The 24,519-nt window shown below is 56.7% G+C and carries 23 protein-coding genes and 5 pseudogenes; 12 read left to right on the forward strand and 16 right to left on the reverse strand.

Annotation, left to right across the window (positions count from 1 at the left end; translation table 11 throughout):
• Positions 1-190, forward strand: a pseudogene (locus ACZ1HM_RS00640) (hypothetical protein); the annotation flags it as partial.
• Positions 191-213: 23 nt separating this feature from the next.
• Here the strand turns inward: ACZ1HM_RS00640 and ACZ1HM_RS00645 are convergent.
• The 5 genes and pseudogenes from ACZ1HM_RS00645 to ACZ1HM_RS00665 form a co-directional block, all read right to left on the reverse strand.
• On the reverse strand, positions 214-960 hold the full coding sequence (locus ACZ1HM_RS00645) for an SDR family oxidoreductase (RefSeq protein ID WP_472740536.1): 747 nt from the start codon (positions 958-960) through the stop codon (positions 214-216).
• A gap of 9 nt (positions 961-969) precedes the next feature.
• A pseudogene (locus tag ACZ1HM_RS00650) lies at positions 970-2,423 on the reverse strand (aldehyde dehydrogenase family protein).
• 12 nt (positions 2,424-2,435) lie between these two features.
• Positions 2,436-3,879: pseudogene (locus ACZ1HM_RS00655) on the reverse strand (TRAP transporter large permease).
• Between the two features lie 3 nt (positions 3,880-3,882).
• A complete protein-coding gene (locus ACZ1HM_RS00660; RefSeq protein WP_472740538.1) occupies positions 3,883-4,662 on the reverse strand; it encodes a TRAP transporter small permease subunit in 780 nt (259 codons plus the stop codon).
• A gap of 75 nt (positions 4,663-4,737) precedes the next feature.
• Positions 4,738-5,781: a TRAP transporter substrate-binding protein gene (locus ACZ1HM_RS00665; protein WP_472744533.1), complete on the reverse strand. Its 1,044-nt coding sequence runs from the start codon at positions 5,779-5,781 to the stop codon at positions 4,738-4,740.
• A gap of 360 nt (positions 5,782-6,141) precedes the next feature.
• Between ACZ1HM_RS00665 and ACZ1HM_RS00670 the strand changes: the two genes are divergently transcribed.
• The 10 genes and pseudogenes from ACZ1HM_RS00670 (at position 6,142) to ACZ1HM_RS00715 (ending at position 12,702) form a co-directional block, all read left to right on the forward strand.
• Entirely contained in the window at positions 6,142-7,053 is a 912-nt protein-coding gene (locus ACZ1HM_RS00670) for a LysR family transcriptional regulator (protein ID WP_472740540.1), read from the forward strand.
• An 82-nt stretch (positions 7,054-7,135) separates the two neighbouring features.
• A complete protein-coding gene (locus ACZ1HM_RS00675) occupies positions 7,136-7,951 on the forward strand; it encodes a PAS domain-containing protein (RefSeq protein ID WP_472740542.1) in 816 nt (271 codons plus the stop codon).
• Between the two features lie 8 nt (positions 7,952-7,959).
• Complete coding sequence (locus ACZ1HM_RS00680) at positions 7,960-8,574, forward strand: ribonuclease D (RefSeq protein WP_472740544.1); 615 nt, start codon at positions 7,960-7,962, stop codon at positions 8,572-8,574.
• Complete coding sequence (locus ACZ1HM_RS00685) at positions 8,571-9,533, forward strand: KpsF/GutQ family sugar-phosphate isomerase (RefSeq protein WP_472740545.1); 963 nt, start codon at positions 8,571-8,573, stop codon at positions 9,531-9,533. Before ACZ1HM_RS00680 ends, ACZ1HM_RS00685 begins: the two co-directional genes overlap by 4 nt.
• A 4-nt stretch (positions 9,534-9,537) precedes the next feature.
• On the forward strand, positions 9,538-10,146 hold the full coding sequence (gene lptC / locus ACZ1HM_RS00690; RefSeq protein ID WP_472740546.1) for an LPS export ABC transporter periplasmic protein LptC: 609 nt from the start codon (positions 9,538-9,540) through the stop codon (positions 10,144-10,146).
• Positions 10,147-10,174: 28 nt separating this feature from the next.
• Positions 10,175-10,645, forward strand: coding sequence for a lipopolysaccharide transport periplasmic protein LptA (lptA, locus tag ACZ1HM_RS00695; RefSeq protein WP_472744534.1), 471 nt, complete (start codon positions 10,175-10,177; stop codon positions 10,643-10,645).
• 98 nt (positions 10,646-10,743) lie between these two features.
• A pseudogene (locus ACZ1HM_RS00700) lies at positions 10,744-11,108 on the forward strand (ATP-binding cassette domain-containing protein); the annotation flags it as partial.
• 42 nt (positions 11,109-11,150) lie between these two features.
• Positions 11,151-11,399, forward strand: coding sequence for an ABC transporter ATP-binding protein C-terminal domain-containing protein (locus tag ACZ1HM_RS00705; RefSeq protein ID WP_472744535.1), 249 nt, complete (start codon positions 11,151-11,153; stop codon positions 11,397-11,399).
• Positions 11,400-11,647: 248 nt separating this feature from the next.
• Complete coding sequence (gene hpf, locus ACZ1HM_RS00710) at positions 11,648-12,211, forward strand: ribosome hibernation-promoting factor, HPF/YfiA family (RefSeq protein ID WP_472740548.1); 564 nt, start codon at positions 11,648-11,650, stop codon at positions 12,209-12,211.
• A gap of 26 nt (positions 12,212-12,237) precedes the next feature.
• Positions 12,238-12,702, forward strand: coding sequence for a PTS sugar transporter subunit IIA (locus ACZ1HM_RS00715; protein ID WP_472740549.1), 465 nt, complete (start codon positions 12,238-12,240; stop codon positions 12,700-12,702).
• Here the strand turns inward: ACZ1HM_RS00715 and ACZ1HM_RS00720 are convergent, their stop codons facing one another.
• The 10 genes and pseudogenes from ACZ1HM_RS00720 to cysQ all read right to left on the reverse strand — a co-directional run bounded on the left by ACZ1HM_RS00720 (position 12,703) and on the right by cysQ (position 22,866).
• Entirely contained in the window at positions 12,703-14,130 is a 1,428-nt protein-coding gene (locus tag ACZ1HM_RS00720) for a nodulation protein NodH (protein WP_472740551.1), read from the reverse strand.
• 3 nt (positions 14,131-14,133) lie between these two features.
• Positions 14,134-15,200, reverse strand: a pseudogene (locus ACZ1HM_RS00725) (DUF5927 domain-containing protein).
• Positions 15,140-15,829, reverse strand: coding sequence for a beta-1,6-N-acetylglucosaminyltransferase (locus tag ACZ1HM_RS00730; RefSeq protein ID WP_472740553.1), 690 nt, complete (start codon positions 15,827-15,829; stop codon positions 15,140-15,142). The pseudogene ACZ1HM_RS00725 and the gene ACZ1HM_RS00730 overlap by 61 nt, the downstream one beginning before the upstream one ends.
• Complete coding sequence (locus ACZ1HM_RS00735; protein WP_472740555.1) at positions 15,826-16,836, reverse strand: glycosyltransferase family 2 protein; 1,011 nt, start codon at positions 16,834-16,836, stop codon at positions 15,826-15,828. Before ACZ1HM_RS00735 ends, ACZ1HM_RS00730 begins: the two co-directional genes overlap by 4 nt.
• A gap of 45 nt (positions 16,837-16,881) precedes the next feature.
• Positions 16,882-18,078, reverse strand: coding sequence for a glycosyltransferase (locus ACZ1HM_RS00740; protein WP_472740557.1), 1,197 nt, complete (start codon positions 18,076-18,078; stop codon positions 16,882-16,884).
• Position 18,079: 1 nt separating this feature from the next.
• Positions 18,080-19,063 carry a UDP-glucose 4-epimerase GalE gene (gene galE, locus ACZ1HM_RS00745; RefSeq protein WP_472740559.1) on the reverse strand — a complete coding sequence of 328 codons (984 nt, stop codon included), beginning with the start codon at positions 19,061-19,063 and terminating at the stop codon, positions 18,080-18,082.
• A 21-nt stretch (positions 19,064-19,084) separates the two neighbouring features.
• Positions 19,085-19,966, reverse strand: a complete 882-nt coding sequence (gene galU, locus ACZ1HM_RS00750; RefSeq protein WP_472740561.1) for a UTP--glucose-1-phosphate uridylyltransferase GalU — start codon at positions 19,964-19,966, stop codon at positions 19,085-19,087.
• 43 nt (positions 19,967-20,009) lie between these two features.
• Positions 20,010-21,272, reverse strand: a complete 1,263-nt coding sequence (locus ACZ1HM_RS00755; protein ID WP_472740562.1) for a glycosyltransferase family 2 protein — start codon at positions 21,270-21,272, stop codon at positions 20,010-20,012.
• The gene (locus ACZ1HM_RS00760; protein WP_472740564.1) at positions 21,269-22,069 is read right to left on the reverse strand and encodes a 3-deoxy-manno-octulosonate cytidylyltransferase; all 801 of its coding nucleotides are present in this window, start codon (positions 22,067-22,069) and stop codon (positions 21,269-21,271) included. The genes ACZ1HM_RS00755 and ACZ1HM_RS00760 overlap by 4 nt, the downstream gene beginning before the upstream one ends.
• Entirely contained in the window at positions 22,069-22,866 is a 798-nt protein-coding gene (gene cysQ / locus ACZ1HM_RS00765; RefSeq protein ID WP_472740565.1) for a 3'(2'),5'-bisphosphate nucleotidase CysQ, read from the reverse strand. The genes ACZ1HM_RS00760 and cysQ overlap by 1 nt, the downstream gene beginning before the upstream one ends.
• 106 nt (positions 22,867-22,972) lie before the next feature.
• Here cysQ and ACZ1HM_RS00770 point away from each other — a divergent pair, with 106 nt between their 5' ends.
• Complete coding sequence (locus tag ACZ1HM_RS00770; RefSeq protein WP_472740567.1) at positions 22,973-23,797, forward strand: ABC transporter permease; 825 nt, start codon at positions 22,973-22,975, stop codon at positions 23,795-23,797.
• 79 nt (positions 23,798-23,876) lie between these two features.
• Here ACZ1HM_RS00770 and ACZ1HM_RS00775 read toward each other — a convergent pair whose 3' ends face one another.
• A complete protein-coding gene (locus tag ACZ1HM_RS00775; protein WP_472740569.1) occupies positions 23,877-24,479 on the reverse strand; it encodes an alpha-ketoglutarate-dependent dioxygenase AlkB family protein in 603 nt (200 codons plus the stop codon).
• Positions 24,480-24,519: the final 40 nt, after the last annotated feature.

The raw sequence follows: 24,519 nt of genomic DNA on the forward strand, positions 1-24,519 counted from the left end.
AGGCAACGGCGCTGCACTGGTCAGCGAAGTGCTATGCGGACATGCCCTGTCAACTGGCGCGCTGGTACAGCTCACATCAGGCTCTATTCAGGGGAAAGAGGGTTATTTCCCGGCCGCGAATGAGACGCTGCCGCAAGCTGTTCTGTTTCGCGATTGGGTGCTGGAAACAGTCTCTAACTTGGTCAAATAGACCGTGAATCTGCCGGAACGGCCCTAGATGCACCGCCCGCCGTCAACCTCCATGCAGACGCCGGTGATCATGCTTGCCTCATCCGAGCATAGATAGCAGGCCGCATTGCCCATATCCTCAGGTGTTGAAAACCGGCCCAAGGGAATGGTCGACAGAAACTTGGCGCGCATCTCGGGCGTGTCTTCACCCATGAAACTGGCCAAGAGCGGTGTCTCACCTGCGACGGGGTTCAGGGCGTTTACCCGCACACCCTCAGGGGCCAGCTCCACCGCCATCCCTTTGGTCGCTGTGTTCATCCATCCTTTTGAGGCATTATACCAGCTCAACCTTGGACGCGGGCTGACCCCTGCGGTGGAGGCCACATTGAGGATCGCACCCGATTTCTGCGCCTTCATCAGCGGCACGATCGCCTGCGCGGTCAGAAACACGGATTTGGCGTTCACCGCCAAGACGCGGTCAAAGTCTTCTTCTGTCACCTCTTCCATAGCGGCGGGCAGGTGTGTGACTCCGGCGTTGTTGACCAGAATGTCGATGCGCCCAAAGTGATCCAGCACCGCTTGCGTCATGGCCGCTACGTCCGCTTTCACAGCGACGTTGGTTTGAACGGTCTTCACAGCATCACCTAGTTCGGCGGCAAGTTCATCGGCCAGCGCGATGTTCAAATCCGCAATCAGGACATGCGCCCCTTCGGCCACAAACTTGCGTGTGATGCCTGCGCCAAAGCCTGAGGCACCGCCCGTTACAATGGCTGATTTTCCGTTCAGTCTCATACCCATCTCCTATCCGTGCAAAGCGGCAACCGTTTTGAGCGCGGAAAAACCATAAAGGGCTTCGAACCCTTTTTCCCGCCCATGCCCCGACAGACCCGTGCCGCCGAAAGGTAGCTCCACGCCACCACCGGCACCGTAGTTGTTCAAAAACACCTGCCCTGCACGCAACTGCTTGGCCAAGCGCATCTGGCGGGCCCCATCGCGCGACCAGACGGAGGCGACTAGCCCAAAGTCGGTGCCGTTAGCGATGGCAACGGCTTCTTCTTCGGTCTCAAAAGGGATGACCACTTGAACAGGGCCAAAAATCTCATCCTGAGCCAGCCGGTGCGACGGCGCGACCCCCTCAAAGAGCGTCGGCGCAACATAGGCACCGCCCGCTGGGGCCTCTGCGATGATCTCGCCTTTTGCGGCGACGTTCAGATCAGCGCCTTGTGCCACAAAACCTTCGACGATCTCTTTTTGGCGCGCAGACACCAACGGGCCCACATCCATATCATCCATCGCCGGACCCGCGCGCAAATCCACGTAGCGTTCCGCCATACCGCTGAGCACCTCGTCATACCGCGACCGGTGCACAAGGATCCGCGATGACGCGGAGCATGTCTGGCCCGCGTTCTGGATGCCCGCATTGACAAGAAACGGCAGGGCCGCATCCACATCCGCGTCCTCAAACACCAACTGGGGGATTTCCCGCCCAGCTCCAGCGTGACCGGCGCCACGTTTTCTGCCGCCGCCTTCTGGATCAGCTTGCCCACGCCAACTGAGCCGGTGAAGGAAACATGCGCAATGCCAGGATGCCCCGACAGCGCGGCACCTGCTTCGGCCCCAAGCCCCGGCACCACATTCAGCGCGCCGTCCGGCAGACCCGCACGGTGTGCAAGCTCAGCAAAGGCAAGCGCGGTCAAACAGGCCTCTTCGGCAGGTTTCAGCACCGCCGCGTTGCCCATCGCCAGGGCCGCCCCAACAGACCGGCCGATGATCTGCATCGGATAGTTCCAGGGGATGATGTGGCCCGTCACCCCATGCGGTTCACGAAGGGTGTAGACGGTGTAGCCGTCGAGATAGGGGATGGTGCTGCCATGAACCTTGTCAGCGGCCCCGGCATAAAACTCCATATACCGCGCGAGGGCGATCACATCAGCGCGCGCCTGCTTGAGCGGTTTGCCGACGTCCAGCGCTTCCAGCTCAGCCAGCGCGTCAACGTTTTCCAGCACCAGCGTGCCGATCTTGTACAGGATGCGCCCGCGTTCAAAGCTGGTCATCCGCCCCCAAGGGCCGTGCAAGGCCGCCTGTGCCGCAGCGACCGCACGATCAATATCCACAGCACTGCCACGCGCGATATCGCAAAGAGTGCTGCCATCAGAAGGGTTGCGCAGCGCAATCCCGCCTGTCGTCTCAGGTGGCACCCATGCGCCACCGATAAAGACCAAGCTTGGATCAAGCCCCAGTGGTTGCACCGCCATATTTCACCCCGTCTAGTTTGCGTAGGCCACCGCCGGTAGCCAGGTCACAAGCTGCGGGATTTCAAAGACGATGAACAGGCCCAAAAGCTGCAACAGCACGAACGGGATCACACCCCGGTAGATATGGCCCAACGTCACCTCGGGCGGGCAGACGCCTTTTAGGTAGAAAAGCGCAAAGCCTACAGGCGGCGTCAGGAACGACGTCTGCAAGGTCACCGCCACCAGAATGGCGAACCACACCACAGACGGATTGTCGATCACACCGTAGCCATCAATCGGAATGTCCAGGCCGATCACCACCGGCAACATCAGCGGCATGATGATCAGCGTGATCTCAATCCAGTCCAGCAAGAAGCCCAAGAGGAAGATGATGAAAAGGATAAAGGCGATGACCATGTAAGGGTTCTCAAACGAGCCGAGCACCAGGCTCTCGATGATCTCATCCCCGCCATAGAGCCGCAGAACATAGGCAAAGAAGTTCGCGGTGATAAAGATCCCCACAATATAGCCCGCCGTGTTCAGCGTCTGGCGCATCACGTCCTTAAAGACTTTAAAGTTCAGCCGACGGTTGGCCACGGCCAGCAACATAGCACCCGCCGCCCCGAGGCCAGAGGCCTCTGTCGGTGTGGCAAAGCCAAAGAAGATGGAGCCAAGCACCAAAAGGATCAGCAACATGGGCGGCACCACAGACAGCAGCACGTCCAGCACGATCTTCATCGTCACAGGCTCACGGTCCTCCGGCAGCGGCATCGCCTTGGGATTGATCAGGCCGTAGACCACAATGAATGTGATATAGAGCGCGCCCAACAACAGCCCGGGAAAGAGCGCCCCCATAAAGAGATCACCCAGCGAGATGGCCAGCTGGTCCGACATGATCACCAACATGATCGACGGCGGGATCAAGATACCCAGCGCCAGAGGCCGCGATGGTGCCGGTTGCGATGTTCTTGGAGTAATGCTGCTTCATCATCGTGGGCAGGCCCATCACCCCCAAGAGCACCACAGAGGCACCGATCACGCCGGTGGAGGCGGCAAGGATGATCCCGATCAACATCACAGAGAGCGCCAAACCGCCGCGCAATGCACCGAAAAGCACCTGCATAGAGCGCATCATGCGCTGAGCAACACCAGATTGATCCAGCATCAGCCCCATGAAGATAAACATCGGCAGCGCCACCAAAACCGGGTTCTGGATCGTGCCGCCAAAGAACCGGCCCGCATTGGCAAAGAGCTTGCGATAGGCGATCCGGGTGGAATCGTATTCGATGTATTCGTTGATCTGGGTCTTGAACGGATCCAGCACGAATTCCGCCAGAACGATAAAGACCAAAGAGACGCCAACCAGCGCAAAGGCCACCGGAATGCCGCGGAAGAGCATCCAGATGAACACCAGGAACATCAGCAGCACGGCCCATTCGTTCAGGCTCATGAAAGAGATCAGGGAAAGCAGTTGCATGTCTTAGGTCTCTTTCCGGCGGTTCAGCACTGTCAGTAGGACGATGGCAGCGATCACCCCCCAGAAGGCAATCATGAGGGTATAGTCAAAAAACGGCTCACGCGTGATGCGGCGCGGCTGGATTTCCGAATTGGTGAGGTAGATGACCCAGTAGGCGATGTAGTGGACAATGCGCCAACAGATGAACACGACGGTTGGGAACCCCCAAATGAGCTGTCTTGCCAGGGTCGCTTGGGTGAAAACCTCAAGGTTGCGCCGGAAGATGGCCCAAGCGGCAAGGCCCGCGAGGATGAACAGGAACGGCAAGGTCAGCTTAAGGATCCAGACATTGTGCAAGCCGTTCGGGCTGGAGGATCCTTCGCCCGCCACAACAGAGGACCAGGCATAATGGACCAGCACATCCGCCATCAACGCGATGAACGGCGCCAAGAGCCAGCCCAGCGCGGCCACTTCGATGCGGGCCTTTTTCTCGGGCGAGAAATGTTGGTGCAAGATGTCCACGCGGACGTGGCTATTGGTGGTGATGGCGTAGCCAAACCCGGTGAGCATCGCGAAACCGTAGATCCACCACTGCAAATCATCGAGCCATGCCTGATTGTGACCGGCACCGCGCAAAAACACCTGTGCGACAATCGCAAGCATCAGCAGGGGAAAGGCCCAGGCCACCACATTGCCCACATTGATCATCAGCCTGTCGATTCTGCCGTGATGTTCGCGGCCCACTTCGCCGGGATCACTGACGGCCAGGATCTCTTCGACGTCAGGGATATCTTTGCTGCTCATCGCTGCCCCACCCATATCTCATGAAAGGGGCGGCACCCGGTTGCCCGGATGCCGCCAATTCAACCTGTGAACGACTTAGCGGTCGCGTGGCAGATAGATGTTCTGCACCCAGGTCTTATAGCCCTTGCGGTATTCCTGCAGGTCTTCCCAGGTCTTCTTGAAGTGCGCGTCTTCTTCGGCAAGTTCTGCCGCCACTTCGTTCCACGCAGCTTCGAACTGGTCGAGCATCTCAGCTGGCCACTGCTTGATGGTCACGCCGTTCTTTTCCTGGTTTTCGACCATCGCGGCAAAGTTCACCGCCTCACCTTCCGCAAGGGAGGTTGTGACATTGGCCAAGCACGCTGTCTGGATCTGGTTCTGTGCGATCTCAGACATGTCTTCCCATACATCACGGTTCACGATCAGTTCAAAGATCGTGGAAGGCTGGTGCCAACCGGGGAAGTAGTTGAACTTGGCAATCTTGTGGAAGCCAAGTCGCGCATCAATGATCGGCATTGAGAATTCAGTCGCATCAATCGCGCCACGCTCAAGCGCTGGGAAGATGTCGCCAGCCGCCAGCAGGGATGTGGACACACCCAGACGCTGCATCACTTCGGCACCCAGGCCGAAGAAGCGCATGTTCAAACCTTCAAGATCCGCGACAGAGGTGATTTCGTTTTTGAACCAACCAGATGTTTCAGGCGCGATCACGCCGCAGGGCATGACTTTCACGTCATAACCAGCTTGATCGTACATTTCCTGCCAAAGGGCAGCACCGTCATCATACAGGATCCAGCCCAGGAATTCGCCCGCTTCTGGGCCAAAAGGCACCGCCGCAAACAAGGAAGCGGATGGGATTTTACCCTGCCAGTAACCGGATGTGGCAAAAGCGGAATCAACGGACCCGTTCGACACAGCGTCCAACGCTTCCAGTGTCGGAACAAGCTTGCCCGGATCGAAGTGCTCAAAGTTGACTTCATTTGAGATGGAGTTGATCCGGTTTGCGAAATCAACCGAAGCCGTGCCGAGGATCGGCAGGTTCTTTGGGAATGAGGATGTCATCTCGATGACTTCCTGCGATTGTGCGGCACCTGCCGCCATGGTGGCTGCAACCGCGGCTGCGCCAAGATACTTCTTCATCATTGGGTTTCCTCCCTAGTAATACGTGGCCATGTTTTTGTCCGTTGCCACGCCGGACCAGACGCAACACGGTTCTCTTTGCGCCGCCTATTTGCGGCATATGTCACGAAAGCTCCCCCTCCGTGTCAGGCAACACTCCTCAATCTTGCCTCGCTGCGCAAACCCTATTGCAAAAGTGCTTCGGATCAATACCCAACAACCCGGATATCTTGCCAAGGACAGGGGCGTTTCAGCATCAGCACTCTGTTGTTAAACGAAGTTTTCACGGATGCGGAGTTCATTTTTCTGGACAGGCATTCAGATTTTCTTGATATGATGAGCCATCAAGTCAGATAACCTTATCTAAATCAGATCGGTTTCATGTCAGAGGTTAACCTTAAACTGCTGCAAACCTTCGTCCTCGTGGCCGAACAAGAAAGCTTTCGCAAAGCTGCGACGCTCTCCAACAGAACCCCATCTGCCATCAGCATGCAGATCCGTGATCTGGAAAACCAAATCGGGATGCAGCTGTTTAACAGGACGCCGCGCAAAGTGACGTTGACCGCCGATGGGCGGACTTTGTTTTCAGAAACAGCTGCCGGGATGAAACAGATCTCACAGGGGCTGACCAAGTTGTCCGACAAGGTCAGCAAGCGCAAAGGCAAAGTGACAATGGCCTGTGCGCCGACCCTTGCGTCCTGGCGGTTGGGGGGCGTGCTGGCCAGCTTTCGCAAGCGGTTCCCGGAAAGCAGCCTGCAACTGCTTGAGGCAGCCCCGGTGGCGGCCATGGACCTGCTGGATCAACAAAAAGTGGAATTCTACCCGGGCCCCGAATTGCCCGGACAATCTGATGTGGAGTTCGAGAAGCTGTTTGATGATCCGGTGTTCGCCTGCGTCCCGCCCGAATTTGATCATGGCCAAAGTGACATAGCGCTGGCAGATCTGGGCGATCAACCGGTGCTGATGCTGGATCACAAAACAGCGCTGCGTACATTGTTGGACGGCATCTGCGCCGAACAGGGCATTACCTTAAACGTCCGGTGCGAGCTGCAAAGCGCCCATTCCAGTCTGACATTGGCAGCCACCGGGCTGGGCATCGCTATATTGCCATCCATCGCTTTGGTTATGGGTGAGATTAAGGGTTTTCGCGTTGTGCCGATCAAGGATCACAAGGCCAGCAGGAACATCGGCCTGATCACCTCGCGCGGGTATATCCAGCACAATTTCACAGAACAGCTGCTGAGGCTGATCCGTGCGGAATTCACCGAAAAACCAGAAAACCAACGCCGTTAGATACGTCTCAAATTTTCGCGGTCACAACAAAACTTTCTTTACCAATTGTGCCTAGGCTTCCCGCAGCTAAGAAGGATGTATCATGTTAGATAGTCTGACTATTGCGCAGCTCGGCGCGCTGCTTGAACAGTTTTCAGTACCAATGTTTGCCATTGAAACCCAAGGGCCGGGCAGTGATTTTGTCATCACCTGTGTGAACGCCGCGTTAGAAGATCTTGCCGGGCAAACCCGCGATGATCTTTTGGGCCGCTCCATTCTGGAAATCGCAGCCACCGATGCCGCTAAAGATACCGCAAAGCACTATGAACGCTGTGTGGAAACGCGCCAAACCATTCGCTTTGCCTTTCTTTTCGGCAATGAAAACAGCGCGACACGGTGGAACAAGACGCTCCAATACGCGCGCAGCCCCGAAGGGTATGACCGCGTGATCGCAACAGCTGTCAAAGTGTCTGACGAAACAAGCGAATTGCGCGATAGGCTGGCCTTTGAAGATGTACGGTACTTTTCATCCATCGCCGATTTGCAGCTGGAAAACCTGAACAGTGCGTTCACCAATGCCACGCAGCAGTCCGGCGTCACTGCGATCGACGAAGAACGCATCATGCGTCTGCATGCCGTTTGCCGCACCATCCAAAGCACGGTTGCCGACATCAAACAGGTGGTGCGCATGGCCCAAGAACGCCATATGGCACCTGGTTCAGACATCATGCCTGCCCCCCTATTCCGGGCAAACCCTCACATCTTGATCTGCCCCCGGCTGACACGGTTCGTTCGCTTACAGGGTCGCTTTCGGACAACCTGCGCCAACACTAAAAGTCCGCGGCGCGCGGGCAACTTGCCCCGCTTTCCGCCGCATCATGCGCCAACGGCTTTCACACCGCTCTTTTGCGGGCTATAGCGGTGGGCATGACGAATTTTACCTACAAAAATGACCTGCCAGATGATCTTGATCTGGGCCCAATGGTCGCGATTGATTGTGAAACCATGGGGCTGAACCCCCACCGGGATCGGCTCTGCGTGGTACAACTGTCCAGCGGCGACGGACATGCACATCTTGTGCAAATCGCCAAAGGACAGACCCAAGCGCCCAACCTCTGTCGGATGTTGGCAGACCCGGATGTGCTCAAGCTGTTTCACTTTGGCCGCTTTGACATTGCCGCCTTGCTCAACACCTTTGGCGTCACCACCGCGCCAGTGTATTGCACCAAAATCGCCAGCCGCCTGATCCGCACCTATACGGACCGTCATGGCCTGGCCAAACTGCTGAATGAACTGTTGAGCATCGACATTTCGAAACAGCAGCAATCCAGCGATTGGGGCGCAGCAGAGCTGTCAGATGCCCAAATCGATTACGCCGCATCAGATGTTCTCTACCTGCATCAGCTGCGGGACAAATTGAACGAAATGCTGGAGCGCGAGGGCCGCATGGACATCGCGCAGGCCTGCTGGGATTTCCTGCCAATGCGCGCGCGGCTTGACCTCGAAGGCTGGCCCGACACGGATATATTCGCACATTCATGAGCACGCCGTTCATCGATACAGCCGCCCGCGTGATCCGGGCCGAAGCAGAGGCGCTAAACACCCTTGCGGATACGCTCGACGCGCGGTTTCGCGAAGCTGTCGATCTCATGCGCAGCTGCAAAGGCCGCGTGATCGTCACCGGCATCGGAAAATCCGGACATATCGCCAACAAGATCGCCGCAACCCTGGCCAGCACGGGCACGCCTGCGCAATTCGTGCACCCGGCTGAGGCCAGCCACGGCGATTTGGGGATGATCACGCTGGATGACGTGATCCTTGCCATCTCAAACTCAGGCGAAGCGCCTGAGCTGGGCAATCTGATCGCCTATTCACGCCGCTACATGATCCCGATGATTGGCCTGACCAGCAAACCCGAAAGCACATTGGGGCGCCAATCCGACGTGATTTTACAACTGCCCCGCGTGCCAGAGGCCTGCGGGACCGGTGTTGTGCCCACAACCTCCACAACGATGACATTGGCGATGGGCGACGCGCTTGCCGTGGCCTTGATGGAACATCGGGATTTTACCGCCGAGAACTTTCGCAACTTCCACCCTGGCGGCAAGCTGGGCGCGCAACTGAGCCTTGTCAGCGACCTAATGCACACCGGCGATGCGATCCCCATGGTGCAACAAGACGCGCTGATGTCGGATGCGCTGATTGAGATCAGCGGCAAAGGGTTTGGTGTAACGGGGGTATCCGACGCGCAGGGCAAGCTGATCGGCATCATCACCAACGGTGACCTCAGCCGCCACATGGATGGCCTGCTGTCGTTGAAGGCAAGCCAAGTCATGACCCGCGATCCGGTAACCATTGAACCGGATGCGCTGGCTGAAAAGGCCGTGGGCGTGATGAACTCGCACAAAATCACTTGCCTGATCGTGGTGGACCCGGCCCAACCCCAAGCACCCGCAGGGTTGCTGCACATCCACGACTGTCTGCGCACGGGCCTGGGGTAGGCCAATGCAGGTGGACGCCTATTCCCGGCTTGTTGTCTGGCTAAAGGTGCTTCTGCCGCTGACAGCGCTTGCGCTGCTGTCCACGCTGTTCTTGCTCAGTCGGGTGATTGACCACGAAACCGTCATTCCCTTCGCCGATAAAGAAATCCAGGACCGCTTGCGGGATCAACAGGTGACGGGCCCTATCTACAACGGTGTGACCGCGGATGGGGATCAGCTTGCCTTTACCGCCCAGCGGCTGATCACGCCGCAGGGGCAAACAGGGGCAAACGAGGCTGAAGAGGTTGATGTGACAATGGATTTGGCCTCGGGTGCTACGATCCTGCTGCATGCCAACAATGGCCGTTTCGACATCGCCAAAAACATCACAGAGCTTACCGGCGACGTTAAAATCACCACCTCTACGGGATATGAGATCATCAGCGATATGCTGATCACTCAAATGACCAACCTCGACGTGACTTCACCCGGGCCCGTGCAATCAGAAGGGCCATTTGGCACCCTTGATGCGGGAGCTATGGCTCTCAACGCCGGCAAAGCGGGGGAACCTGCCCAATTGGTTTTCACAAAGGGTGTGAAACTGATATACGATCCGAAACAAGACGATGAGTGATGCTGTGAAACATCTGCGCCTATGGCTGATGACCCTCTTTCTGGCCTCCGCTGTGCCGGTGCTTGCGCAGGGGACAAGCGTCGCTTTTGGCAACCTGGCGCAAAACACGGATTTGCCTGTCGAAGTTACAGCCGACAATCTCTCAGTAGACCAAGATACAGGGGTTGCTGTGTTCACTGGCAATGTCCTGATTGGTCAGGGTGAGATGCGTTTGTCCGCCCCTCGGGTGTTGGTCGTTTATCAGGCTGAACAAAAAGGTATTGAACGGATGGAGGCGACGGGCGGTGTGACGCTTGTCTCAGGCCCGGATGCAGCCGAATCAGACCGCGCTGATTACTCCATCACCGATGGGGTGATCGTGATGACCGGCAATGTCTTGCTGGATCAAGGGCTGAACGCGCTCAGCGCGGATCGCATGACTGTCCAGCTTAACGATGGCACCGCGCAGATGCAGGGCCGGGTCAAAACGATCTTGCAGTCAGGTGGCGGCAACGAATGACCGCGCCTAAGCTGAAAGTCGCCACAGGGCCCTCCGGCCTGCAGATTGAGCATCTGCGCAAATCCTACCGAAAGAAGGTGGTGATCCGCGATTTTTCCATGCACCTGAACCGAGGTGAGGTGGTCGCGCTTTTGGGTCCAAACGGCTCTGGCAAGACGACGACGTTCTATTCCGTTGCGGGCCTTGTGACGCCCGAGGGTGGCACCGTGATGGTAGACGGGCGGGATGTGACCATGCTGCCGATGTACCGCCGGGCGCAGCTGGGCATCGGATATTTGCCCCAAGAGATGAGCATTTTTCGCGGGCTGAGCGTGCAAGACAACATCAGCGCGATCCTCGACATCTCTCTGCCGCATCGTCGTCAGCGGCGCGAACGGCTGGAGGAACTGCTGAGCGAGTTTTCAATCGAACACCTGCGCCGCGCCCCGGCACTTGCCCTGTCAGGGGGGAACGCCGCCGGGTAGAAATTGCGCGATGCCTTGCCGCTGAGCCGAAATATCTGCTTTTGGATGAACCCTTTGCAGGCGTTGACCCCATTTCAGTTGGCGACATTCGCCAGCTTGTGGCAGACCTGAAAAACCGGGGGATTGGCGTTCTCATCACGGATCACAACGTGCGCGAAACCCTGGAAATCGTGGACCGCGCCTATATCCTACATGAGGGCCGCGTGCTGATGTCTGGCACGCCGGATGACGTTGTGCAGAACGAAAATGTACGCCGCGTCTATCTTGGTGATAACTTTCGTATTTCTTGAGAATTGTCGGCAGTTTCCCCCGTAAATCGCCTGTAGCGTAAAGTTGTAACCATTGACTTACAGGCGAAATCTGCGCCTCATGGTGGTATGGCAACACCGCGTTCCTGTCCGACTTGCACATCGCCTTTTTACCAAGGCGCGGCGCACCGTAACCTGAACGACTGCCAGACAATCCGCATCTAACACGATCCATGCGCTCCGCTTTCGGGGCGTTTGCGTCTGTTCGGTGATCATAATGAGGAGACTATATGCGGTACCAAATCAGCGGCAAACAAATCGACATTGGAGAAGCACTGCAAACCCACGTCAAAGAGGAGCTCGGCGAATCTGTCAAAAAGTATGCCGAACGTCCCACCGATGCGCAGGTCGTGTTTTCCAAATCAGGGCATGAGTTTGTCTGCGAAGCGACCGTACACTTATCTACCGGGCTGACGGCATCGGCCAAGGCGCATAGTAGTGAAATATATGGCGCTTTTGACGCTTGTAACGAAAAGATGGAAAAGCAACTGCGGCGCTACAAGCGTCGGTTGAAAGATCACCATAAAGACCGGTCAGAACCAGTTGAACTCTATGGCGCATCCTCATATATCCTCGCCTCAGACGACGGAGCCGATACACAGGAACCCGAAACCCTCCAACCCATGATCATTGCTGAAATGCAGACCAAGATTGCAACTTTGTCTGTAGGGGAAGCCGTGATGCAGATGGAGCTGGCCGGGGCCCCCGTGTTGGTTTTCAGGAACGAAGGAAAAGAAGGGATAAATGTGGTCTATCGCCGTGAAGACGGCAACATAGGCTGGATTGATCCCTAAAGAGCCAAAGTGGCAGAGCGGGCGGTATGGATTTTTCAAAACTCCTTAAACCTGAGGCAGTGAAGGTGCTGACAGCTGCATCAAGCAAGAAACGCTTGATGCAGGATCTCGGCGACCTAGTAAACAGCGCCTATGACCTTGATGCCAACACGGTGGTCGAAGCGCTGATGGAGCGCGAATCGCTCGGCCCAACGGGTGTGGGCCACGGCATCGCTCTGCCTCACGCCCGTCTGAGCGGTTTGACAGATGTCATTGGTGCCTTTGTGCTGCTGGACAAGCCGATTGATTTTGCATCGGTTGACCGACAGCCGGTCGACATCGCCTTTGCCCTCTTTGCACCAGAAGACGCAGGGGTTGAGCATCTCAAGGCATTGGCGCTGGTTTCCCGGACAATGCGGGACAGCGCCATTTGCAACAAGCTGCGTGCGAACCCGGATGCGGGCACGCTTTACACAATCCTGACAGAAGAAAATTCAGTTCAGGCCGCTTGATCACGCCCAGCGCGAAAACCCAAGCATCACGTAATCCCGTTGGTAGGCGTCTGCGACCAACGCTTCGATCTCGTCATCATAAATCTGATCCAGACTAAACGGTGTGTCCGGCGCCGCTGGGGCAACCGGCGGGATTTCAGCGCGGCCAACATCGCTTGCAAGCGCGGCAAGCTCATCTTCCAGGTTCTCTTCACGGATCAGCCGGTCTGGCGGACAAAGTTCAGCAAAGCCGGACAGCGACTGGGTCTGCGTACACCAGGTTGGATCCACCCGGATTGAGGTTTGCGCAGAAAGATTGGCCTTTAGAAACCGAAGAAACGCTACAAAGCCGGTATGATGCGCCGCCTGGTCATAGTGTTGATCCGGGCCATTCTCTGGTAACGGAACATCATACCGCTTGGTCAGCGTTTTGCGCAGCTGCAGGTAACTGCCAGGCCCAACCGGCAGGATATGTCTGCAATAGGCATCATGGGCCCGCGCCACAGGATGGCGCAGCACGGTGAAACTACGGTGGCCGGGATGCTTGCGCTTCCATTGGCGCAGGTCCTTTTGATTAAGCTTGGTGCCCAGATCCTCTGCCCCGACGCCATCAAGCGCCGCCATCCAGGTTAGGACCTCATCCATCGGTGCCCCCTTAAGCGGCATGAACAGCAACGGCGATTTTGGCGGCACCACATAGGATGGCACGTTCGGCCCCCGGCGCGGTTCAAAGTTCGGCGTTCGGGTCAGATCAAAGTGATCAACAAGCGACAGCGTCTGCACCATCTCATCAAAATTCCGCACCTTGGCAGAGACGGGTTTGGGATTTTGCTTTTTCAGCTTGGTATCCAACCCCTCAAGCCGGGCCGGAACGCCAAGGAAAGCAGCAAGGCCGTTCATCACATCCAGGTTCTGCAAATCCTCATAGGCCACGTAAAACGCCGTTTGCCCCGTGACCTGCAGCCTGTTCAGCAAAGTGATTTGAAAACCCCGCAACGCTTCAAGATGTTCGGCAAATTCCTGGGGGTTAAAATGCGCCTGCCCCGCTTTGCGCGAGCCCACATTCGTCAGTTTCCACTGACCGGTTTGCTGCGCGATCTTCCAGCTGACGTAACTTTCAACAGGGTTCCGCGTCAGCACAATCTTGGCGCAGCTATGATCTTCGATGATGGCATCAAAGACGCGCGGATCATGATCATGAAAATAGCGAAATCCGCTCAACTGTGTGGTGTCCGCCCGGATCGCATCAAGAAGACCCCGGGGATCACGATCTCGGGCAGCCAGATCGACGCCCAAAATAGGGTTGTTGTTCGGATAGCCGATGAAATGGGGGTTAAACGCCTCACCATGGCAGGTGACGCCATCCAAGGCATTTAAATTGGATTCTAGGAAATTGGACCCGGTCCGCATTTCCGCGAAAACCACAAAGCTGTTAAACCTGCCTGCCATCACTTACCGGACCAAATAGGGTTTGCGCTGCACAGCCTGTCGTTGCACCACAGGCCGTTCCACCGGGAAATCGCCCATCAGATAGGGGTGCATGCCCTGGTTTTTAGGTTCTGCAAAAACTGCCCAAATCCCGTCAAATCCACCATACGCGGCGCCTCAGACAAGCGGCGCAGCTTGGTGCGCCCAATCTCATCCAGGATGCCCTGCAAAGGTTCCATCGGCGCTTCGATAAACTCAGCCATGGTCCAGATCCGCACCCGCGCCTTGGTGTAGGGGGAGCGTAAAACATCCATGTGATCGCTTTCAATCTTTTGCAAGAGGGCAGCCCGCGCACGGATCTCTGCAAAATCCAGGTTGGATCGGAACAAAGGAATGGCCCAGGCCCCGGTGATCACTGAGACTTGGGCATTGGGATCTTTTGCGATGCGCCAGTTAATCTCTTGGCTGTCATCTGGACCAAATTGAAAACACTGGCGTTCGCCGCGCGTGTTCCAGATCAGGTTCGCCAGAAACGCATTGGCGTTATAATCCCGCAGGATCGGCCCGTCAGACAGCGCGCCATTCATGGCGGATTGCCCATCGGCATATTCCACGCGCTCTTTGGAGAACAAATGCCCATGCACCCGCGCACCGGTTGCTGAGGTGAGCCAGCTTTCGAAGTTCTCAAACAGTTCTGAAAAGCCCTGGAACATCGAATACGGCGCGGCTGTCACGCCATTTTCCCAATCCTCATTGGGAAACCGGCTTTGCATATAAAGCCCCGACCGTCCACGCGTCCGCCGCTCAACCGCTTTGGAAAAGATGCGGTCAATCTTGCCGGGGTTTGGTTCAGTCCGTTTCATCGCCCCGGCCAGATCGGTCAGGAACGCTTCATACAGTTTGTCGGCATAGGGCCAAATCTTGCGCGCCACAAAGCAATCAGATCGACGCAGCAGTTGCAGGTGATCGTCGTAGAAAATATGCGGCTTACCCTGAAAATCGAACTTGGACAGGGTCAGCGACCGGCTTTCTATATTGCTTGAATACTGGCGAACGAGGGTCTGGAAATAGCTTTCATCCGGGATCCACACCGGGAAAAGAACTTATCATAGGTGGGCCTTTCCGGGTCCTGCAAAATCGCGGACAACGTTCTGCGCGACAGGCACCACCATTGCGAGCCCATATGCGGCACGATCCCATTGGGCATCGACCGCGCCAGACGAAAGCGGCGCTGAAACCGCACGAAAGCATCAAAGAGCACGCGCTGCCGCTTCCATGAGAACGGAAAGCGCAGCGTAAAACGTTCAGCATCCAACCCGCCGATGGTCCAAGGCACCTCTGAGGTTGTCGCGCTTTCGATAAAATCGGTCAGCGGCCGCTCAGCCAGGTATTCGATCAGCTCTTCAACCGGTCGGAGCGGCAGACAGGAACCGGACGCGAGATAAACATGATGCACCTCGCGGAACTCAGCCAACATCATCTCAGAGGCGGTCTGCGTGGCCTTCACAATGCCCCAGGTGCCCCATTCACAGCGGAAGCGATCACAAAACCGAACCTTGCGCAGATCAGACAGCGCGTTGACAAAGCCATCATAAACCTTGCGCGACACGCTTTTGTCGACATGGATGACAACAGGGCAGCCCGCCGCCGCCCAATGCCGCGCCACCTGTTCGGCCCGGCCAAGCGCGGTATGGACCAACATGACAACGCCGACCGTCATGCCCAGTTCCCTTTGGACATCAGGCCCAGGATTTCCAGCTGGCGCCAGTTGATGTACCGCTCAGACCATTTGCACCAAAGCTGGGGGTCTGACTTCAATTGCTCCACATAGGCCTTGTATTCGATGGACCCCGCGTAATGTTCACCGCGCACCATCTCTTCCTGTGCCTTGTCACCAAAGGTGTCCAGAAACTTGGCATGCAACAAAACGCCCGAGGCTTTTTCCCCACCCCATTCGTCATAGACCTGGTTCAAACCACGCGGCAGCAACATATGTGTTGAACTGACGTAGGCGTAGCGTTTGTCCCATTTCACGAGCGGCACCTTGTTCAGCGCTGGGGCCCGCTCTGGCTCATCCTTAAAGAACACGCGCGCCCTGGGTCCGCCCTGTATCCACAGATTGGTAAAGGCGTAATTGCGCGAGATGGTGTAGTTGCCGCTGTCAAACCAGCATGCAATCTCCATCGGGTCTTGGCCGGACTGATAAGGTTGCTCATCCAGACGGCCCTTTGGGTACATATCCAACAACATCGCTGAGAAGGATTTGATGGAAGACGCATCAAGCCAGTCGGTCAGCGCACGCAACGGGCGGGTATCGCAAAAGGGATAAACCAGAAATTCATCAGGATCGACGGTCAGCGCCCAGTGGCCGTGGGCATGCTTCATCTGCAACCAGTTCAGCCAATCAACGCCAAAGCGCGCGCGCTTATAACTTGCCTTAGTTGTCCAGACGGAAACATCGGGTTGGTTTGCCAGATAATCCAACGATCCATCACCGCTGTCATTATCGACGATAATGAAATGGCCAATCCCCATTTCGCGGTAGTACTCAAGAAAATAGGGCAGACGGATCAGTTCGTTCCGCATGGTCGAGAACAGCAGCAGATCATCATCTCTGATCTGCGCCGTGCGATCGACAACCCGCTTCAGCTCACGGCTTTTGCGCATGGCACGCAAGCGCCAGCGCTTGCGCCGAAGCCGCAGCCCATATGACCGGAAAATGCCCAAACACCACCTATACTACTCGGAAAACGCCGTTCTTTTTCTGCGGTATCAACTTAACCTTAACACGGTCTTGAAGTGATCAGCCCATTCTGGACCCACATGTTTTTTTGATGTGCCTGCAGTCGCCGGTTTGCTTCCCCAACTCTTTACTGTTCTTAACCATAATTGGGGATCAGAAATAGGGGCAAATGTCACTTTGGGATCAAGAACTTCCTTAAAAACAGCCAGGTCGTTGCACAAAACACGCGCTCCTAAGGAGCGCGCCTCAACTGCGGGAAGACCAAATCCCTCTGCATAGCTCGGATAAAGTGTGCCGGCACTTTTCTCAACCAAGGCGGCAATTGCCCCATTGCTTAGCCCTGCCACTTCAATGACAGGACCATCTATTGGCAAGGCGTCCAGCCGGTCAAAGACCGCTTCATTCCGCCAGCCGCGTTGTCCGCAAATGATAAGCGGCGGGGCGGACGGCCCCAGCTCGTCCCAAAGATTGAGCAGAAAGGCGTGGTTTTTGCGGGGTTCGATGGTGCCCACAGTGACAAAATAAGGCCAGGCAGGCGGCAGGCCATCTGGCAAGGCATCCATCAGCGGCTCTGGCACATCAACGCCCAAATGGGCAACCACGGTCGGGGGGCAGCGCCCCCATTCGGTCATCTGAGAAGTCACCCGCGCGCAAGTGTCGGCAGAGTTGCAGATGATCCGGTCCGCCAACATGCTCACCCGCCGCATCTTTTCCTCAAACGGGCGCACGGTGCCTTCGCGCTGCCAATCAGGATGCTCAAGCGGGATCAGGTCATGAACCAAGACGCTAATCCGCCCTTTCGCATAGCCGACACACCGCAACACCCGCTCTGTCAGATTGCTGTGGCCGACGTTGTAATATTCGAACGCAAGCGGCAGGTGCTTTTGCAACATCTGCCTGAGCCGTTGCGGCAAACAACGACCGATCGCCAGCCGCCGCGCAGCGGTTTCAGCCTGTGTTAGAGCCTGATCGCGACCTCCAGACAATCGTGACAACAAATCAACCTTGCCCCAAGAACGATGGCCCGTCAGCTGTTGGAAAAACACCTCCAGCCCACTTCGGTCCAACAGGATATACCCAAACGCCGTGCGCAACAGGCCGTAGCAGGGCACGTCATCTGACAGAAACTGTCGCAGATAGGCATGTTCAACCCGGTCGATCCCGGTTGACGTCCCCCCTGCCCGTCGCAAGCTGCGCGTCAGATCCAGTAGCCGCGCAGCACCCATGCTACCGCTCGTAATGGCCTGTCTGATGCCATCTCCATGCGTCGGTGATCATTTGCTTCATCGTGGAACGGTGCGGTGCCCACCCCAGCTCCTTCACCGCACGGGTCGATCCAGAGACAAGCTTGGTGCAATCGCCAGCGCGCCGCGGCCCTTCGACCAAAGGCACCGGACGATTTGTGACCGCCTGGCTTTGATCCACGACCTCCCGGACAGAAAAGCCACTGCCCGTACCAAGGTTGAACACGCGGCTGCCCTTGCCATCCTGCAACCAACGCAGACCCAACACATGGGCATCGACCAGATCACAGACATGCACATAGTCTCTGATACAGGTGCCATCCGGGGTGTCGTAATCCGTGCCAAAGACCGTCAGCGCGTCCCGCTTGCCATCAATAGCGTCCAGCATAAGCGGCACCAAATGTGTCTCGGGTCGGTGAAATTCGCCAACCTCACCCTCAGGATCGGCCCCCGCGACGTTGAAGTAGCGAAAAATCACATGCTGCAAGCCGTGCGCCGCTTCAAACCCTTGCAGAATATCCTCAATCGCGCGCTTTGACGCGCCGTAGGCGTTGATGGGCATTTGGGTACTGTTTTCGTCCAACACCACATTGTCCTGATCCCCGTAGGTCGCACAGGTGGACGAAAAGACGAAATGCTTGCAACCCGCAGCGACCGTCGCCTCAATCAGGTTCAGCGACCCCAGCACATTGTTGCGCCAATAGTGACCGGGGTCTTTCATACTGTCGCCCACCAGGCTGAGAGCTGCAAAATGCATCACGGCGACGGGCTGCACCTTTGCAAAAACAGTGTCTAACCTATCGCGATCCAACAAGTCTCCCTGTTCAAACGGGCCGAATTTCACCGCGTCTTCCCAGCCCGTTTCAAGGTTGTCGAACGTCACGGGCGTAAAGCCCGCCGCCTGCAACGCCTTGCAGGCATGCGAGCCGATATAACCCGCGCCCCCCGTCACCAATACGTTTGTCATGTGCGGCCCCAGCAGCGTTGTTCAGTCATCCAAGGAAAGGGTGCGCAAAAAGTCCCGCAAATCGTCTTTCAGCTCATCCCGTGCCAGCCCAAAGGACACGGTCGCCTGCAAAAACCCTGATTTAGAGCCACAATCAAACCGTTTCCCCTCAAACCGGTAGCCGTAGACGTTGTTCTCTTGCGTGATGTCATTGGCAATGGCGTCCGTCAGCTGGATCTCTCCGCCCGCCCCTTTTTTGAGTTGGTTGAGATTGCCCAAAACACTCGGCGACAGGATGTAGCGGCCAATCACAGCAAGGTTCGATGGCGCCTCACCAGCTGGTGGTTTTTCCACCATCTTTTTGACGCTCACCAAAGGCCCATCTTCTGATGCAATATCGAGGATACCATAGGATGATGCCTTCTCCGCAGGCACCTCCATCGCCGCCACCATATTACCGCCGGTCTCTTCGTAAGCTTCGACCATCTGCTGCAGACACGGCTTTTCCGCCGCGATCACGTCATCGGGCAGCATAACCGCAAACGGCTCATTCCCGATCAACCGCCGCGCGCACCAAACCGCATGACCCAGGCCAAGCGCCTTATGCTGACGAATGTAGGCAATTGCACCGCTTTCCATGTTGGTGCTTTTGAGGATGTCGAGAAGTTCTTTCTTGCCGCTTTTGCGCAGTTCATTTTCCAACTGCGGCGCCAGATCAAAGTAGTCTTCCAACGCCCCTTTGCCCCGTGATGTCACAAAGATGAACTCCTTGATCCCCGCCGCACGGGCCTCATCAATGGCGTATTGGACCAGTGGTCGGTCGACCAATGTCATGATCTCTTTCGGCACGGATTTGGTTGCCGGCAAAAACCGCGTTCCCATGCCAGCAACCGGGAAGATCGCTTTCGTTACCTTTCGACGCATTCTGCACCTCAATTTTTCTGGTTGGTCTGGCCAACAGTTTTTTCTACGGCCCTTTATGGGCCTGTTCTATTTTGGGTGCCAAAAGCCCGCGCTGTTCGGCAACCCGCTTCATTTCCTTTTCGGTCCGCCGCGCCCGCGTTGTCAAACGAAACAACGGTTCAGATCGTACGGACCGTCCAAACAATCCTCCGCGCTGCACCCAAACGCCGCAAGGGTCAAATTTGATGTGATGATACATACTCGTGAGTGAAAGCGATAGAACGGTGACAATTTCACCGTTTTTCACCCTCTCCTCTGCGCGCGCCACGTCTTGTGCAAACCGCATAGGTCGAGAGCGGATGACGCTGGCGCGTCGCGCTTGGCTTGGAAACGACTTAAACGCCTCCGCCGGATGGCTGGGCAACTCAGCACGGCCCAGCGGACGCAGCGCACCTTCGGCATATCCCGCATCCAGGCGGCGCATCATCCGGCGCACATCATGTGGTTCAAGACCACCGTCCGCCATATGGCCAACAAGACGCCGCCGCTCATGCGCGCGCAACGCCTTCCAATGGGCATCCCGCGCTTCTTGGGGGACGTGTTTACGCTGAAAAACGGCCCAACTGGCACCGATATCAAACAAGTCGCGCGGCACGCGGTCAGCCCGGCGCAGCGGGTTTTCCGCAAAACCGTGATGCACTTCGGCGCGCGGGGCGATGGCCGTCAAATGCCCCGCTTGGGCGATCCGCAGGTTCAAATCGGTTTCGTCAAGATAGTAGTGGAAAGCCGGGTCAAACCCGCCCAAAGCGTGCAAGACCTCACGCCTGATGGCCATATTCGTACCCTCTGTTTTGACCGCGCGGCCTTTAGGGGGCGTCAGAACGGTCGCTTGGTGCGGGTCAACTTCAATCGGCACGGTCGCGCCAAACCGGTCCACGCCGCGGGCCTTCCACTGAAAGGAAATCCCGTTGCGCCCCCGAACAAAACCGCCGCTTGCGGCAACGTCAGGTCGTGCAAAAGGCGCTGTCAGAAAACGCAGCCACTGGGGTTCGGGAACTGCGTCGTCATCAAGAAAGGCAACAACATCGCCCGCAGCATGGCTGATGCCAATGTTGCGCGCGGCTGAGATATTAGCCTCATCAAAGGTCACGCATTTCAGGTGCTTGGCAAAGGGCAAGGCTTTGGCGGCGGCGATGCCTTGCGGGTCGGCAACCACGATCAGCTCAAACGTCTCATACTGAAGTTGGAACAGGCCCATCAACGCCCGCGAAAGCAATGCAGGCCGCCCCCGGCTAACCACCACAACACTGACGGGGAGTGCCGTCATTCAATACCCATTTTCGCCATCATCGACTCTATTTTTGGCACATCCTCAGGGTTGTTCAGCTCCCAGAACTCCCGCCCTTTTGCTTCCACCTCAACGCAAAGCACCGACCTGCCGTTTTCCATGAACCGAAGCTGTTCTAACCCTTCGAGGGTCTCAAGTGGCCCGGTTGGCCAAGTGGGATAACCGGCAAGCGCATCAGGGCGGTAGGCATAGACACCGACATGATGGAACACCGGGGTCATATCAGTCTCTGCAAAGGCGTTTGAGGTGTATGGCACAACTTCTTTTGAGAAATAGAGCGCATGGTGGTGAACATCGAACACCGCTGTCGTGCCGCCCACGCGATCGGCCTTTCTGTCCGCAAGCAATGCGTTAAGCGTGGCACCGTCACAGCGCAAAACAGGCGTGGCAATTTCGGCCTGCGGTGCGGCACGCAGGCCGACTACCAAATCTTCGACAAACCAATGAGGGGTGAGCGGGGCATCCCCCTGCAGGTTCACAACAATCTCATATCCACCACCAAGCGCTGCATGTGCCTCAGCGCAGCGTTCGGTTCCATTTGCGCAGGCGGTCGATGTCATCACGACCTCAGCGCCAAAGGCTTGAGCCGCTGCACGAATGCGGTCATCGTCTGTTGCAACCACCACGCGGTCCACGCCGCCAACAGCAGATGCCGCCCGCCAGGACCGTTCGATCAGCGAAAGCGACGCGCCTGTGGCACCTTTCAAGGTGGCCAACGGTTTGCCGGGATAACGCGAAGAGGCATAGCGGGCGGGGATGACGATCAGAACAGACATCAGGCTGGCTTTAGCTCCACGGCAGGGGCGCGTGCGATGAAGAAGGGATTGGCGAAATCGGCCTTGCCGTACATCAAGGGGTGGTGATCATCAAAACGCACGACCTCACCGCCGGCCCCTTTTAGCACAGCGTGGCCTGCTGCGGTATCCCATTCCATCGTGCGACCCAAACGGGGGTAAAGATCTGCCTCACCCGTCGCGACGAGGCAGAATTTCAGGGACGACCCCGCACTTGTCATATCGCGGACCGCGTATTTCTGGATGTAATCGTCTGTTGCCTGATCCCGGTGCGATTTTGACGCAACGATCATCAGAGCCGCGTTATCTGCATCAGAGACATGGATGGGCGCCCGCGTACCGACCTGATCCATCGCAAGCGGCCCGGATTCTTCGACAGATTGGCCATCCGCTTGGGTAAAGAACATCCGCCCCTTAGCAGGCGCATAGACCACGCCCCGTGTCGGCACGCCCTGTTCAACCATCGCAATATTCACGGTGAAATCGCCGCGTCGGTGGATGAATTCCTTCGTGCCGTCCAGCGGATCAACAATCAAAAAGGTATCGCCCGAAACAGTATGGGTCGCGGCCTGTTCTTCGGTCACCAGCAAAACGTCAGGAAAGGCCTGCCGCAACCCCGCTGAAATAATAGCATCAGCGGCCTTGTCTGCGGCAGTGACCGGGCTGTCGTCTGATTTTGCCTCAACCTCAAAATCATCTTGGCCGTAGATCTCCATGATCTTGGCACCGGCTTGCAATGATAGCGTCCGCATCACACTCACCAACTTTTCATAATCCACTGCACATCATCCTTTGGTGATTGGGCCTGCCGCCCTTATGCTGGCTTGGTAACGGATCATCAAGAATTCCGTGCATCCCTAGTAGGGCACAATGAGGCAGAGTTAGATGTTTGAATCCTCGCGCAGACCGCAGGGCGGCTTTTCGTCGGCTTTGGCTATTCTTGAGCTGGTCTATCATTCCATCGTCCGTAACGTGCGCAAACAGCACAACAACGCATTTGTCGCCATTGCGATGAATATTGCGCAAACGGTGATGTTTCTGGGGGCATTTTATTTGATGTTCTCCATCCTGGGCATGAAGGGAGCCGCCCTGCGCGGCGACTTTCTGATTTATCTGATGACCGGGATTTTTCTGTATCTGACCCATATCAAGGCCATTGGTGCGGTAATGGGATCAGAAGGGCCCGCCAGCCCGATGATGCAGCACGCCCCGATGAACACCATCGTCTCCATTCTGTCAGCGGCCTTTGGCGCGCTTTATATTCAGATCTTGTCGCTGCTCTTGGTGCTCTTTGCCTATCACGTGGCCTGGAAACCGGTGGAAATCCACCAACCTATTCCCGCGTTGGGCATGATGATCCTGGCCTGGTTTACTGGCTGTGCGATTGGATTGGTTCTTTTGGCGATGAAGCCCTGGTTTCCGTCAGTGGTGTCGCTGATCTCCATGGTGTTCCAGCGCGCCAATATGATCGCTTCTGGCAAGATGTTCGTCGCCAATACGCTGCCGGGCTACATGCTGACGATGTTTGACTGGAACCCGCTGTTTCACTGCATTGATCAGGCGCGCGGCTATGCGTTTATCAACTACAACCCGCGGTATTCTTCATGGGAATACGGGTTCTGGGTGGCCTTGGTCTGTATCATGATCGGGTTGATGGGTGAGTTTTATACTCGGCGTCACGCCTCGCTCAGCTGGGAGGCGCGGCGGTAGGGCGCTCCATTGGCGTCGGCTGTGTCTGAGACCCCTGTCGGATTGAAGTTATAGTGGAAAGATGAAGCGCGGGGCGGTGTTACGCCACCACCCGCAGGGTAAGGTTGATCCGTCCGCCTTTGGGCAGCAGTTTTGACGATCCGGGCCGGATCCGGTCAACGCCATGATAATTGAGCCGCGCGGACCCACCCATTACCACCACATCCCCCGATTGGAGCCATATCGATTCTGTCTTGCCGCCCCGGGTGGGGTTGCCGGCGCGGAAAAGGCCATCATCACCAAGTGAGATGGAAAGCACCGGCCATTGAAAATCAGCCTCATCCTTGTCTTGATGCATCCCCATTTTGGCGTCTGCTTCGTAAAAGTTGATCAGGCAACATTCAGGCTGGCGGGCCGTACCGGACAACCTATCCCAGATGGCCAAAACCTCGGGTGGGATGGCGGGCCAAGGGCGACCGTTGGGGTGGTTGGGGATGTAGCGGTAGCCTTTTCTGTCGGAAAACCATCCATATTGCCCTGCTGCTGTCATGCGCACGGACATCGGTTTGCCATAGGGTGTATCGGGCCGGAAAAGCGGGGCTGTTTTGACGATTGCGCGCAGGCGGGACACCAACACGTCTTGGGTGGGTTGGTCCAATGCGCCTTTATGCACTTCAAAGCCTTTGACCTTTAAAACCGGCACAAAATCCTCACTCTTCCTTCTTTTGCGAAAAATCCACAAA

The sequence above is a fragment of the Sulfitobacter sp. GN1-4 genome (genome assembly GCF_055693825.1).